The following is a 13126-nucleotide window of genomic DNA, read 5'->3' as shown; positions in this document are numbered from 1 at the left end:
AGGCTCCGCCAGACGTCGACGAAATTCCCGAGAGGCCGAGCACAGTGATAGACGAGCTCTCCGAGCACTCCCATGAGATGCTGCTGCGCCTGGCGGGCCGCATAGCCGACAAGGCGCTGGCCGACGCCCGGTCGCTCCTGGCCGCCGAAGGGCCGACCGCCCCGGCCCCGCTGATCGCGCGGGCCGTCGCCGACGCGCGGGCCACCCTCACGCCTGAGGACCACGCACTGCTGCTCAGGTCGCTGGCCGAAGCGGGGGCGGATTCGGCCGTGCTGGACGGCGTCGCCACCGAGCCGGGCGTCCCGGCACCGGCGTTCCTGTTCGCTCCGGCGCCGATGAGCGTCCTGCGGGAGATCGGCGAGCGGGTCTCGGCGTCACTGGACCTGACCTTCGGGTCGGACGCGATGCTGTCCGGCGACCTCACCGACGCCCTCGACGAGGCGGCGGAGGCGGCCGCGGACGAGATCAAGGGACTGGTCGGGCTGTGGCGCACGTGGCGGTTCGCCCCGGACGGCGGGGACGACCCGGCGCCCCGGCGCGTCTATCTGGCCGAGGTGCGGCCGGACACGGCACCGTGGACCGCCGCGGCCGAGCTCCAGCAGGTGCTGGCCGCGCACGGGGAGACGGACCCGCAGGTGGAGACCTTCGCCTCGTGGCGCCCGGTGCCGCCGTACCAGGCCCAGGCCCGGTCCTACTCCGCCCTGCTGTGGGCGGCCGCCCCCGGGCGCCCGTTCAATTCCGCCAAGGTCTTCGACACGATCGACGAAGCCACCGGCATCGGCGCCTTCGACCAGGCGCACCCGGTCCTGGAGGACGACGAGCGCGCAGTCGTCCTGGAGTACCTGGACGCGGGAATCGCGCTGGCGGTGACCGACGGGCGCATCGACGACGTCCTGGATCCCGGCCGCCGGGGCAGCGTCCCGCTGAGCCTGCGCACCGACGGCGAATGGATCTGGACCGACACCGTGCGGTACTACTTGGAAGAGCACTGGCTCGCCCCCGACCCGGACCTGCTGACGCACATCAAGGAGCAGGACGTGGCCCAGCCGGACACCCTCGACGGCGTCGTGGTCTTCCGGGCCCTGACCCACCTGCAGCGAGTCCCGGCTGGCGGATAGCCGGCACCAGCCAGCACCCGCCAGCACCCGCCGCCACGAACGGCGCATCGGCCGCCCTCCCCAAAGATGTGAAGGACCTCACGATGACACCTAGCGCGCAGCAGGCTGTTGCGTCGGCGAACAGCGGCGTCGGACTGGCCGCCGTCGGGCTCATGCTGGTGGTGCTCACCGTCGGATGGGCCGGTTTCGTCTACTTTCTGCGGCGTTCGCGCAACGAGACGCGCCGCACGACTCCGAGCCCGCGCTCGCAGGCCCCGGCGGAAGCGCCCTCGGCGAGCGCCAAGACTGCGGACACCGCCACGGACACCACGCCCCTGCATCGCCCGACTGCGGATGAGGAGCAGGTGGTCGCGCCGCGCGTGGTTCCCTTGGGACAGGCTTCAGCGACCCGGGTAGTGACCGCTTCGCTGGCGCCAGAGCCGGTGGCGATGCCGGTCCGCGAGCCGGATGAGACGCCGGCGCAGATGCCGGATCTGGAGCAGGCACCAGGCGAGGCGCCGGCGCTGGACGAAGCGGCGATCCTCGTGGAAGCCGAAGCCAGAGCCAGAGCCGAAGCCGGAGCCGGGTCCGAAACCGAAGCTGTATCCGAGTCCGAAAGCCAGTCCGAGGCCGTAGCCGAGCCCGAAGACCAGGCCGAAGCCGAGCCCGAAGGCCAGGCCGAAACCGAAGGTGAAGTCGAGCCCGAGCCCGAGGCCGATTCCGAAAGCCGGGCCCAGGCCGAAGTCGAGCCCGAAGCCGACTCCGAGTCCGGAGCACCGGCCCAGGCCGAGTCAGAGCCCGAAGACCAGGCCGAAGCCGAGTCCGAGCTCGAAGGCCAAGCCGAAACCGAGCCCGAAGACCAGGCCGGTTCCATCCCACAGCCCGCCGGCGCCGAAGGCGTCATCGAAATCCTGCTGCCCGAGTCCGAAGACACCACCGCCCGGCCCGCACCCGAACCGACAGCGTCCGGCGCATCGGACTCCGCATCGGATTCCACATCGCCTGCCCCAGCGCCGGCTGCCGGGGGCTCGGCCCCGCTCCCCCATCCCGCAGCAGCGCGCCGCAAGCGCCGCTCGGTGGCGGTGGCCGGCGTCGTCGCGGTCCCCGTCCTCGTCGCGATACCGGTGATCGCCGGTCTCAGCACCGGTGGGAACAAGTCGGCGCAGACGGCCTTGGACCATCCGGCCGCGAACGTCTCATCGGCCACAGCCGGTGTCGGTGCCCCCTCCTACGGAGCGTTCGGGCCGGCGACCGGCGGGCCCACTGACATCGTCCTCCCGTCCTCCTCGTCGCACGGGTCCCAGCCCAAGCCGACGTCCGGCACGGGCACCGCGACATCGGGGGGCCCTTCGCCCACCTCCGGGTCCGGATCGGGTGGCAATTCCGATCACGGCCCCACGTCGGCTCCGACCTCCGGGCGCCAGCAGCCGTCGAGCCGGCAGCCCACGAGCGGCGCCGGCCACTCGGTACCGCCGCCCCAACCCTCCAGCACCAACATGCCGCCGCCGCCCCCGGTCACCAGCTCGACCGCCCAGGGTCCCTCCTACTACGGCATGTCAGGGATCGGATGCCCGGCGGACAGCAGCCGCGGCGTCTCGACGGTCGGCTCCGGATCGGCCTCGGGCTGGGGCACCGAGACGTCCGGCGGCTGGAACCAGGCCGGGTGCAACGGCCGCTTCTCCACCATGCCGATGAACGGCAGCGGTACCAAGTTCGATTCGGTCAACTCGGTGACCTGGTGGTTCCACACCGGCCCGGTCGTCAGCGGCAGCTGCACCGTCTCCGTCTACGTCCCCGACGACGGCACTCCGAAGCACTCGGCGGGCGCCCCGGCGCTGTACCAAGTCTTCAGCGGGTCGAACAACCAGACCAACGTCGGGTCCTTCACAGTCCAGCAGCCCTCCTACCGTGGCAAGTGGACCGCCTACAGCCAGCAGTGGTTCCCCACTAGCGACGGCTCCATAGCGGTGCGACTCACCGACCAGGGAATCGACTGGGGCTCCGGGGCGGGCGACCAGCTCGGCGCGGCGTCGGTGCAGGTCACCTGCCGCGGCTGAGCAACAGGCTCCTTCCTGCGACCAAGTACGACCAAGTTCGCCTCACTGACGGGGTCCGGGAAAGCGGGGCAAGCCCGCCCGGCCCGGTCATGGGATGATCATGCGCATGACCGATCCCCGTGAAGTCGTCGAACAGCAACTCGCCGCCTACAACAGCCACGATCTCGACGCCTTCGCCGCCACCTACGCCGAGGACGTCGTGGTCAATCGGCGTGACGGCAGCCGGCTCCAGGGCCGTCCGGCCCTGCGCGACCAGTACGCCGGACAGTTCGCCGAAGGCCGCTGCCGCGCGGAGATCCTGGCGCGGCTCAGCGAGGGAGACTGGGTCGTCGACCACGAACTCGCCCACGGCCTGGCCGACGATCCGATCCGGGTGCTGGTGGCCTACCGGGTGCGGGCCGGCCTGATCGACCGCGTCGACTTCCTCGGCTGAGCACCACGGTCAATTCCAGCCGAGAGCCGGACCGGCGAGGACTCTGTGTCCCGTCGGTCCGGCCGGTCCGTCGTCTTAGGACGTCAGGACATCAGCACGTCAGCACGTCAGGACGCCCAAGGCGCGGTCCGGTTGACCGCGTCCCAGAACTGGCAGTTGTGCTGCGCCGCGATCGAGCTCGCCGGGACGAGCGTGCTGTCCCCGCCCGCTTGCAGCGACATGACCGGGTTGCCGGGTGCCGCGAACGGGGTCCAGGGCGGCGTGCCGGGCGCGGTCGGCACGCCGGTGCGCGCGAAGCCGGTCCATTCGGACAGCACCTGTTCCTGGAGCGCGAGTTGGTTCGGGTCCAGGGTTCCGGGCACGTCGTGGGCCAGCCGGTTGATGGCGCTGTGGTTGGCGCCGAGCGGCAGCGTCTGTCCTGGCGAGTCCGCGTCGTCGTCCTCGTAGGCGTAGACCGGGACGGCTCTGGCCAGCTGTCCATAGCTTTCCAGGGACGGGCACACGCTGAAGGCGTCGGCCATCACTGTCCGGTAGGCGATGAACGGGGACGGCGAGGGGTAGTGCTGCACCGGATAGAGCCCCAGCACCGTGGATGCCAACGGGCCGAACTGCTGCCGCACCAGTTGCTCATACTGCGCGGTCGTGTCGGCGACGACCGGGTGGCCGGGGGTGTTCGTGTAGACGCCGCCGTTGAATTCGTCGCGGCCGACCCCGATGATCACCTTGACCCGGTTGACCCGGCCGAGGGCGAACGCCTGGCTCGCCGACATGGTCAGCGTCGTGCCGTTGACGATCGGCCCGATCGCCCCGCCGCCGGTCGGGTCCAGGCCCTGACCGCCGTTGACGACCAGGGTGTCGGCCGGCAACGCCCGCAGGCACGCGGCGACGTCGGGGACGTTCGCACAGCCGACCTTGGCCGCGAGCTGCGCGCCGAGGCGCTGCGCCTGGGCCTCGTCCGGCAGCGCCGACTTGCAGTCCGCGGGCCACCAGATGGTGTTGACGTCGAAGTTGTAGTACCCGCTGATGCTGATGCCCCGCTGGAACAGGCCGTTCGCGGTCGGCGAGGCGATCTGGTCGCAGACGCTGGCCCCGCCCGCCGACTCGCCGAAGATCGTCACGTTGCCCGGGTCTCCGCCGAACCCCGCGATGTTGTCCTTGACCCAGCCCAGCGCCGCCTGCTGGTCCTGGAGCCCGAAGTCGCCGCTGTGCGGGCCGAACGCCTGGTCAGCCAGGAACCCCATGACCCCGAGCCGATACCCGGCATACACATAGATGGCCGGCCCGGCACCGACGAAGTTCGTCCCGTCGTCATCGCGGGCCTCGCCGAGGAACCCGCCGCCGTGGATCTCGAACATCACCGGCAGCCGCTGCCCCGGCCGCGTACCCGCCGGCTCCTGGACTTCGAGGAACAGGCAGTTCTCAGTGGTGCCGGGCTGCACCTGGCCCGGCGCCGTGTAGCTCGGCGCGAGACATCCCGGCCCGCGCTGGGTGGCCTGGTAGGTCGCGGTCCACGGCGGCACCGGCTGCGGCGGCGTCCAGCGCAGCTTCCCCAGCGGCGGGGCCGCATACGGGATATCAAGGTACGAAGTCTGCTGGCCGGCCGTGACGCCGCACACCGGACCGCTGCCGGTCGGCACGAGGGTGCCCGCCGAGCAGGCCGGCGGCGCGGCCGAGGGCTGGGCCTGATGCGTCGCCGAATAGCCGAGACTGGGCACCACGGCCACGACTGCCATGGCGACGGCGGTGACGACGCCGGCGACGTACCGGCGACGCCAAATGGTCCAAGTGCGCACGATGTGCTCCTCAGGACGCCAGGGTTGATCGTCACTGACGATACAGCGACTGTCGACAGTCTGTCATGATCGATACCTGATGACGGGTCGCACCAGCCGAACCTCAACACCCAGACCTCTGACATGGGACCATCACCGAGGACGTCGATCCTTGACGCACTCGGGACGGTAGCCCCCGGCATACAGCCGACGCCTGAGTTCCGCCTGTTCGACCGCTCGTGCGCGACGCCGAGCAGCCCATTGCCCGCATCGCCGCACGTATCGCCGCACGTATCGCCGCACGTATCGCCCACGGTTGCCGGCCAGACTGGCGCCTTGCTCCTGCCGTCCGGAATCGGTGGGAGCGTGGCGCACGATCACCGCGGCGCCGATGAGCGTCGTGACCGCCAACGGCAGCCAGAGCGCGGCCGGGGAGATGCTGAGGGCGAGGGTGATCGCCAGCGGGGCGATCGCCCGGCCCAGGCCCAGCGAGAGCTGCCAGCGGGCCAGCGCAGTGCCGCGCAGATGCGGCGGGGCGGCGTCGATCACGAGCGCCGTTCCCACGCCGGTGTAAAGCACCTCGCCCAGCGTGTAGAGCACTGACACCACGGCGATCGCCATCGCGCCGGCGGCTCCGTGCCCGGCGGAGGCGACCAGGAAGCCGAGGTAGGACGCGGCGAGGACCGCTCCGGCGATGCCGAACACGTGGCGACGCGGGCGGCGGGACATCCAGACCACGACGGGAAGCTGGATCAGGATCACCATCACCGTGTTGGCGACGAAGATGCCCGAGGACCAGGCGGGTGCGGCGGCGAGCTGGGTGACGATGACGACGGGGAGGGCGACTTCCAGGATGTCGAAGCACAGCGCGAAGGGGAGGTTGCCCAGGTTCATGATCGTCAGGCGGTGCAGGACCGGCCGGTCCGCCGGGCCGATGGGCTGGCGGCGGCGATCCGCCCGCTGCCCGACCCGCTGCTGTCCGACCTGCTGCTGCCCGACCCGCTGCTGCCCGACCCGGCGCTGTTTGAGCCGCTGCTGTTTGATTCGCCGCTGCCCCGCCGGGACCTGCTCGTCCGGGAGCCGGACCGTCGCGATCAGCACGCCCGACACCAGATACCCGACGGCGGTCGCCACCGCCAGCCAGCGCATGCCCACCGCGCCCGAGCCCAGGGCGACGGTCGCCAGCAGCGCACCGGCGCCCAGACCGGCGTTGCCCAGAGACCGTAGCGCCGCGAGGACCGCGTCCCGCTCGTAGCCGACGGCCAGACTCGACACGACGGCGCCCTGCGCCACCGGTCCGGTCTGGTTGCCGATGCCCTGGAGCAGGCACGCGCAGATGAAGCCGGCCGGGCCGGGGATCGCCAGCAGCAGCACCAACCCCAGCACTCGCAGCGCGATCGTGGTCACCACCACCGTGCGGCGGCCTCCGGCATCGACCCAGCGGCCGGCCAGCGGCACCAGCGCGAGCCCGGCCAGGAATCCCGCCGACAGCGCCAGACCGGCGCGGCTCGGGCTGAGGTGGCTGATGGTGACCGCGTACAGGAGCAGGAACGGCCGGATGAGCCCGGCCCCGAGCGCGGACACCGCGGCGGCGAAGGCGTAGCGCCCGCCGCCGAGTCCGCGCAGCAGCCGGACGGTGGAGAGCTTTGAAGGCGGGGCCGGGACCGGCTCGGTCACGACCGGTGGTCCAGATGGTCCAGGTGGTTCGGGTGGGCCAGGTTCAGCAGGACCAGCGGGGCCAGCAGGTTCATTAGGTTCAGTAGATCCAGGTGGCGTGGGGTTCGCAGCGGTGAGCATGCAGCCACCATGGAAGCCGGAGCCGCCCGGACCGTATGCGGTTGACGGTAATCGTCAACCGTCGCGGCGAACCCGCCCACGCCTGCGACGATTCCGTTATGAGGGTGAGCATCGACGTGACCAGCGTGTCCGCGGACCAGTACCTGTTCGCACCGTCCCCGCTGGCCGAACTCGGTTCCGCCCTGCACCTGCTCGTGGAGCCCGCGCACCACCAGCCGCAGAACGGCTGGGTCACCGCCGCCACCGCCGGGATCGCGCCGGACCTCATGGACCGCATCGTCGTCGCGGACTACCTGTGGCGCACCTCGCGTTCGGACATGCTGCTGCCCGCCGAGCCGCGGGCGACGCTCGCCGCCGAACTCGACATCCTCGACGCGCTCGACGACGAGACCTGGGTTCGCAATGCCCTGATGACCAGCAGCTGCGGTGTCGTCCCGGTGCGCGACGACCTCGACTCACCGCTGGTCGACGACACCGCCCGCAAGGTCGCCCGCGACCGGGCCGCCGCGCGGGGTCCACGCGCGCTGGACTTCGTCGACCACATCCTCACCCGCCCCGCCGCCGCCCGAAGCTGGGTGCGCCGCCTGCTCGAGGACTGCGACACCGGATTCTTCGCGGACGCCTGGGCCCGTGTCGTCGCCCGGCTCGCGGCGGACGCCCGCCACAAGCGCGACCTGCTGGCCCGGCACGGACTGGAGGCGATGCTCGCCGCGGTGTCGCCGGCCCTGACGCTGACGGCTTCCGGCGACCGCATCGTCGTCGACAAGCTCCAGGACCGCGCCGCCTCGGCCAGCGGACGCGGACTGACGTTCCTACCCAGCGCGTTCTCGCACCCGCACCTGCTCGTCGTCCACACCGCCGGCTGCCGACCGGTGCTCAACTACCCGATCCTGGCCGGCCTGGACGAGGCGACCGTGTCCGTCACCGGGATCCAGGACCGGCTCCACGCCCTGGACCACCCCCTCCGGCTCCGGCTGATCCGCAGCATCCTGCGCACCCCGCAGACCACGGCACAACTCGCCGAGACCTGGATGGTGAGCGCCCCGGAGGTCTCGCGGCATCTCGCCGTGTTGAAGAACGCGGGCATCGTCACCACCAGGCGGCAGGGACGATACGTCCTCTACGAAGTGGACATCGCCCGCAGCGCCCGACTGGGGACCGACTTGATCGAGGCGCTGCTGCGCTAGGGGCGTGTGCAGGATCCTCCTACTGAGCCTGAACAGCCGGCTTGAGGGTGTCCTGGCACCACTGGCGGAAACTGGTGGGGGTGCTGGTCAGCGGTGTGCGGATGGCGGCGTTGTCGAGCCCCGCGTTCTTGGCGGCCATCATGTCCGTCATGGCCTGGGCGACCGCCTGGCTCATGCCGCGCCCGGTGAGGTTCGCGGTGAACGTCTCCAACGGGATCAGCTGGTAGCGCACCGGGGTTTCCAGCACCTCGGAGATGATCCGGGCCATGTCGTTATAGGACAGGTCCTCGGGGCCGAGCACCGGTTGCTCGGCCACGCCGTTCCAGGTCTGGTCCAGGAGCAGTCGGGCCGCGGCCGCGGCGATGTCGCGGGTTGCGACCGACGGGAGTTCGCGGTCGGCGTCGATCGGCTCGAAGAACGTGCCGCTGTTCTTGATCGAGGCGGCCTGCCACAGCAGGTTGTCCATGAACGAGGGCATGGTCAGGGCGCGGTAGGCGACGCCGCTGCCGGCGATCAGGTCGTCCATCGCCAGGGTCGCGGTGACGTGGCCGGCCCGGTCGGCGACGTCGGTGCCGCGGCCGAGGGCCGAGACGCCGACGACGCGGCGCACCCCGTGGCGTTCGAACGCCGCCACGGCGGGGCGGGCGAAACCGGCGTAGGCCTGCTCGATGCTGGCAGCCTCATCGTCCGGCGGCACCAGCCAGAACACCGCGTCGGCGTCCTTGAACGCCCGGTCGAGCACCGTGGCATCGCCGTGGGAGCCTTCGACGGCCTCGACGCGCCGACGTACCTGCTCGGGCAGCCGGGCCGGATCGCGCACGATGACGCGCACCGGCTCAGTACCGGCGCCGTCGAGGACGTCGGCCAAGACCTGGCGGCCGATCTGGCCGGTCGGGGTGGTGATGACGATCATGATCGCTCCTGGATTCGTAGCTGTGATCTCCACAGTGCGCGCCGACGTGCACGCCCGTCCAAGTCGTATTCCTGAACGCAATGCGTATCGCCTATGGCAGCAGATCAAGGTCATCTTGTGGCGGGGCAGCTGCTACCGTCGAAGGGTGTCTGAGATACCGTTCGCCGCCGCCGACGATCTGGGCCTGCGCGCCGTGCGGCTGTTCGTCGCCGTCGCCGAGGCCCGGCATTTCGGCCGGGCGGCAGCCGAGGTGCACGTCTCCCAGCCGTACCTGAGCCAGCAGATCCGCGGCCTGGAGCAGCGCCTGGGCGCGCGTCTGCTCGACCGCAGCCCGCGCGGCACCAGCCTGACCGAGGCCGGCGAGGTGTTCCTCCCGCGGGCCAAGGCACTTCTCCGCTCGGCCGTTCAAGCCGAAGCGGCGGCACGCGCGGCGGCCACGCCGAGCCGCATCACCATCGGCCACACCAGACACATCGACGTCGAGGCCGCGGTGCGCGAACTGCGCAGGCTGCACCCGGATGCCGAAGTGCACGTCATGGACCTGGATTGGAACGAGCCGCGCGAGGCTCTGCTGGAACGCCGGGTGGACGCGGTGGTGGCCCGCTTCCCGATGACCACCGAGGCGTTGGATGTCACCGTGCTGTACGACGAGCCGCGCGAACTGCTCGTCCCGCTGAGCCACCGGCTCGCCGGCAAGGAGTCGGCCGCTCTGTCCGATATCGCTGACGAGCCGCTCCCGAAACTGCCCGACCCGGCGTGGAACGCCTTCTGGCGCATCGATCCCCGCCCCGACGGCAGCCACGCGCCCGACGGCCCGGCGATCGAAGTCCTGGAGGACAAGCTCGAACTGATCGCCGCCGGACAAGCCGTCGCCATCGTCGCCGCCGGGTTCCGCGGCGTCCGGCCGGACCTCACGACCATCCCGCTGCCCGACATCGAACCGAGTCACGTCGTGCTCGCGTCCCGCGCTGGCGACCGCAATCGGCTCGTTGAGGCTTTCCGCAAGTGTGCTCGACGCACCCTGACCGGTCCGCCGCTTCCGGCGTCCTCGCCAGAGGCACCGGCACCGGCACCGGCACCGAGCTGATCAGGTCGCGAAGGCCGCCAGGCCGGTGGCGAGCAGCTGCGCCGCGCGGCGGACCTCGGCGGTGACCGCGTCGCGTACCTCGGCCGGGCTCCGCAGCCCGTCCAGGTGTTTGCAGGAAGAGTCAACCTGGACGCTCCACAGGCCCACCAGTGCGACCGCGGCGATCTGCGGCTCGGGGTCGCCCGGCGTCAGCCCGGCCCGGCGGGCGAGCACGTCGCGGGTCGCGTCGGTCATCCGGGCGAGCATGTTCCGGTGGTGTGCCCGTAGCGCCGGGGTGTCGCGGACCATGGCCTCGAAGCGCTGCACCGCCGCGGCGGCCCACACCTGGTCGTCCTGGGCTTCGAGCCAGGTGATCAGGTTGTCCAGTTCGCCGGCCAGGACGTGCAGCATGGCCTGGACCGGCGGCGTGCCCGGATCGGCCAGCGCGGCCCGCAGCGCGGCCAACAGCCCGGGCGGAAGGTCCAGGACCAGGGACTCCTTGGTCGGGAAGTGGTTGAACACGGTGGTCGGCGACACCCCGCACACCCGGGCGATCTCCACCACGGTCACGGTGTCGAAACCGCGCTCCAGGAACATCTCGACAGCGGTGTCGACCAGCAGCTGGCGGGTCGCCAGCTTGCGGCGCTCCCTGCGCCCGACAGCCGCAGGAGCCTCGGTGCCCGGTACCCGCAGCGCACTCCAGTCCACCGTGTGGGAGCTCATGGCCCCTCAGGATAGTCACCTTGCACGATCATGATGATGGCCTAAAGTTGTAGTGACACCACTTTTTGTGGGTCATTCGCACCGGATCGGAGCGCTCCATGCCGGATCTCGAACGCAACAAGCAGGTCGTCGTCGACTACTACCAGACAGCGTTCGGCGGGAACCCGCAGAAGGCGATCGCCGATCACTTCGGGCCCCAATACGTGCAGCACAACCCCGACGCCCAGGACGGCCCAGAGGCCTTCATCGGCTTCGTGACCTGGCTGCGAGGCGAGTACCCGAACCTGCGGCTGAACATCAAGCGCGTGATCGCCGAGGGCGACCTGGTCGCCACCCACTCCCACCTCGACCTGGAACCCGGCACGGACAACCCCGGGCGCGCCCTGGCCGACTTCTTCCGCCTCGACGAGGACGGCAAGGTCGTCGAGCACTGGGACGTCATCCAGGAGGTGCCGAAGACCTCCGCGAACGACAACGGGATGTTCTGATGGCAGCCGACCCGATCGATGCCACCGACGCCACCGCCGCGACGGCCGCGACGGCGAAGGCGAGACTGCGGTGAGCAAGCTGCGGGCAGTGCGAAGCATGGTGGGTCCCGACAGGGCCCACCATGCTTCTACCTCCCGGATCCGCTCAGCTTTGGGCGAAAGTGACCGGGTCGGTGTAGAAGGTGTTGCCGTTGAACTCGGCCTGCTGCGTCGTAGCCGGGTTGTTCAGAGCACTGAGCGGAACGGTCCAGGTGTAGGTGTTGCCGTTCTGGGTCATGTTCGGGCTCACGCCGGCAACGGGTGTCCAGCTCCACCCGCTGGACAGGCTTCGGTACAGGGTGTTGTTCTCGATCATGTAGTCGGCGCCCAGCGCGCTGGTGGACGGGGCGGGCAACTGGAAGCCGGTCGACTGGTTGTTGTCGGTGTCGATGAACACGTGGTGGAAGCTGGCCGCGACGTTGAAGGTGGCGGTGAACGTCTCCGTGGTGGCGGTCATGCAGGCTGAGTAGCTCGTGATGTCGCCCGAGCCGGCGATCGGCGTGCAGCTTCCGCCGCCGCCACCTCCGCCGCCATCGGCAGCGCTCTGGCTCAGCTCGTCGCTCCAGTAGGTGCCGGTCGGCAAGGTGTCCCAGGGGTTGGGCAGGTTGTCGTCAGTGACGTAGAGGTAGCCGGCGTTGCGCTGCTTGGACAGGCTGACCGCGTTCTCCATGTTCGCCTGGGTCGGCGTGTTGTAGATCAGGTGCCAGAACTTGTCGGGGTCGGTGGAGCTCAGCTCCCATGCCGGCGCGGTCCAGGTGGTGTAGTCGGCGTAGGTCCCCTCGAACATCACCAGGACATCGGCGGCGTCGGCGTAGCACTGGTCGGCGGCGACGCCGGGGTTGTCGACGGTGAGCGCGCCGGAGTGGTTCTGCTTGGTGAAGGTGTTGATCGCCTCGTAGAGGCTGACATGGGCGTTGTCGGTACCGCAGTCGGCGAGGCCGTCGTCGAAGAAGATGCCGGCCAGGCCGTAGCCGCCGTACCAGCTGTACCAGTTGTCGACGTCGGCCTGGGCCTGCGCGGTCCAGGCCGCCGTGGTGGTCTGGCCGTCGCGGGTGGTGCGACCGGTCGTGCCGAAGTAGCCGGTGTCGACGTAGCCGATCACCTGGACGCCGGAGTTCGTGGCGGCCTGGACGGCGTTGGCGTAGCCCTGGTCGAACGCCGATCCGGGGCCGGAGTCGGGGTTGGCGACGGCGATGCCGACCGCCGGGGTGCTCTGGTTGAGCTGGGTCCAGAAGGCGCTGCCCGGACTGCCGTTGGGGTTGAAGTAGGCGGGCACCGCGATGTGCTGGACGGTCGCCGTGTTGGCGGTCGCCGTGTTGGCGGTCGCCGTGTTGGCCGCTGCCGCATTGGATAGGCCGAGGGCCGCCACGAACAGCGTGATGACCACGGCCATGATCCGTGCGCGTGGACGCCAGGGGATTCGGCGCATTGCGTTCCTCCGCTTTCGGAAGGCGAACGCCGGGTTCGGGCGAGCCCGGCGGTGGTGCCGTATCGGTGGTGCCGTGCCGGTGGTGCGGCCGGGCCCCGCGTCAGCGGAACGGCCCGGCGACCGGG

Annotated in this window: 12 protein-coding genes; 6 read left to right on the top strand and 6 right to left on the bottom strand. The window is 70.6% G+C overall.

Annotated elements, in window-relative coordinates:
* Window positions 1–44: 44 nt before the first annotated feature.
* The 3 genes from IZR01_RS09755 to IZR01_RS09745 all read left to right on the top strand — a co-directional run bounded on the left by IZR01_RS09755 (window position 45) and on the right by IZR01_RS09745 (window position 3587).
* Window positions 45–1118, top strand: coding sequence for a hypothetical protein (locus tag IZR01_RS09755; RefSeq protein ID WP_194923654.1), 1074 nt, complete (start codon window positions 45–47; stop codon window positions 1116–1118).
* A gap of 83 nt (window positions 1119–1201) precedes the next feature.
* A complete protein-coding gene (locus IZR01_RS09750) occupies window positions 1202–3154 on the top strand; it encodes a hypothetical protein (RefSeq protein ID WP_194923653.1) in 1953 nt (650 codons plus the stop codon).
* Window positions 3155–3260: 106 nt separating this feature from the next.
* On the top strand, window positions 3261–3587 hold the full coding sequence (locus IZR01_RS09745; RefSeq protein WP_228554225.1) for a nuclear transport factor 2 family protein: 327 nt from the start codon (window positions 3261–3263) through the stop codon (window positions 3585–3587).
* A gap of 107 nt (window positions 3588–3694) precedes the next feature.
* On the opposite strand, the gene IZR01_RS09740 is transcribed toward IZR01_RS09745, so the two are convergent.
* The 3 genes from IZR01_RS09740 to IZR01_RS52230 all read right to left on the bottom strand — a co-directional run bounded on the left by IZR01_RS09740 (window position 3695) and on the right by IZR01_RS52230 (window position 7167).
* Window positions 3695–5380, bottom strand: coding sequence for a carboxylesterase/lipase family protein (locus tag IZR01_RS09740; RefSeq protein WP_323746963.1), 1686 nt, complete (start codon window positions 5378–5380; stop codon window positions 3695–3697).
* 132 nt (window positions 5381–5512) lie between these two features.
* Entirely contained in the window at window positions 5513–7036 is a 1524-nt protein-coding gene (locus IZR01_RS09735; protein WP_194923652.1) for an MFS transporter, read from the bottom strand.
* Window positions 7033–7167 carry a hypothetical protein gene (locus tag IZR01_RS52230; RefSeq protein WP_267254790.1) on the bottom strand — a complete coding sequence of 45 codons (135 nt, stop codon included), beginning with the start codon at window positions 7165–7167 and terminating at the stop codon, window positions 7033–7035. The genes IZR01_RS09735 and IZR01_RS52230 overlap by 4 nt, the downstream gene beginning before the upstream one ends.
* 87 nt (window positions 7168–7254) lie before the next feature.
* On the opposite strand from IZR01_RS52230, the gene IZR01_RS09730 reads away from it, so the two are divergent.
* A complete protein-coding gene (locus IZR01_RS09730; RefSeq protein WP_194923651.1) occupies window positions 7255–8343 on the top strand; it encodes a DUF5937 family protein in 1089 nt (362 codons plus the stop codon).
* A 19-nt stretch (window positions 8344–8362) separates the two neighbouring features.
* Here the strand turns inward: IZR01_RS09730 and IZR01_RS09725 are convergent, their stop codons facing one another.
* On the bottom strand, window positions 8363–9256 hold the full coding sequence (locus IZR01_RS09725; RefSeq protein ID WP_194923650.1) for an NAD(P)H-binding protein: 894 nt from the start codon (window positions 9254–9256) through the stop codon (window positions 8363–8365).
* Window positions 9257–9401: 145 nt separating this feature from the next.
* Between IZR01_RS09725 and IZR01_RS09720 the strand changes: the two genes are divergently transcribed.
* A complete protein-coding gene (locus IZR01_RS09720; protein WP_323746962.1) occupies window positions 9402–10343 on the top strand; it encodes a LysR family transcriptional regulator in 942 nt (313 codons plus the stop codon).
* Here the strand turns inward: IZR01_RS09720 and IZR01_RS09715 are convergent, their stop codons facing one another.
* Complete coding sequence (locus IZR01_RS09715) at window positions 10344–11045, bottom strand: TetR/AcrR family transcriptional regulator (protein WP_194923648.1); 702 nt, start codon at window positions 11043–11045, stop codon at window positions 10344–10346.
* A gap of 98 nt (window positions 11046–11143) precedes the next feature.
* On the opposite strand from IZR01_RS09715, the gene IZR01_RS09710 reads away from it, so the two are divergent.
* Window positions 11144–11533 (top strand): nuclear transport factor 2 family protein, encoded by a 390-nt coding sequence (locus IZR01_RS09710; protein ID WP_194892992.1) that lies wholly within the window; start codon window positions 11144–11146, stop codon window positions 11531–11533.
* Between the two features lie 145 nt (window positions 11534–11678).
* Here IZR01_RS09710 and IZR01_RS09705 read toward each other — a convergent pair whose 3' ends face one another.
* Window positions 11679–12965, bottom strand: coding sequence for a spherulation-specific family 4 protein (locus IZR01_RS09705; protein WP_194923647.1), 1287 nt, complete (start codon window positions 12963–12965; stop codon window positions 11679–11681).
* Window positions 12966–13126: the final 161 nt, after the last annotated feature.

This window comes from Catenulispora pinisilvae (assembly GCF_015356865.1).
GTDB lineage: Bacteria > Actinomycetota > Actinomycetes > Streptomycetales > Catenulisporaceae > Catenulispora > Catenulispora pinisilvae.
The sequence above is the reverse complement of the archived record's forward strand: the minus strand, read 5'-3'. Positions and strand labels throughout refer to the sequence as shown.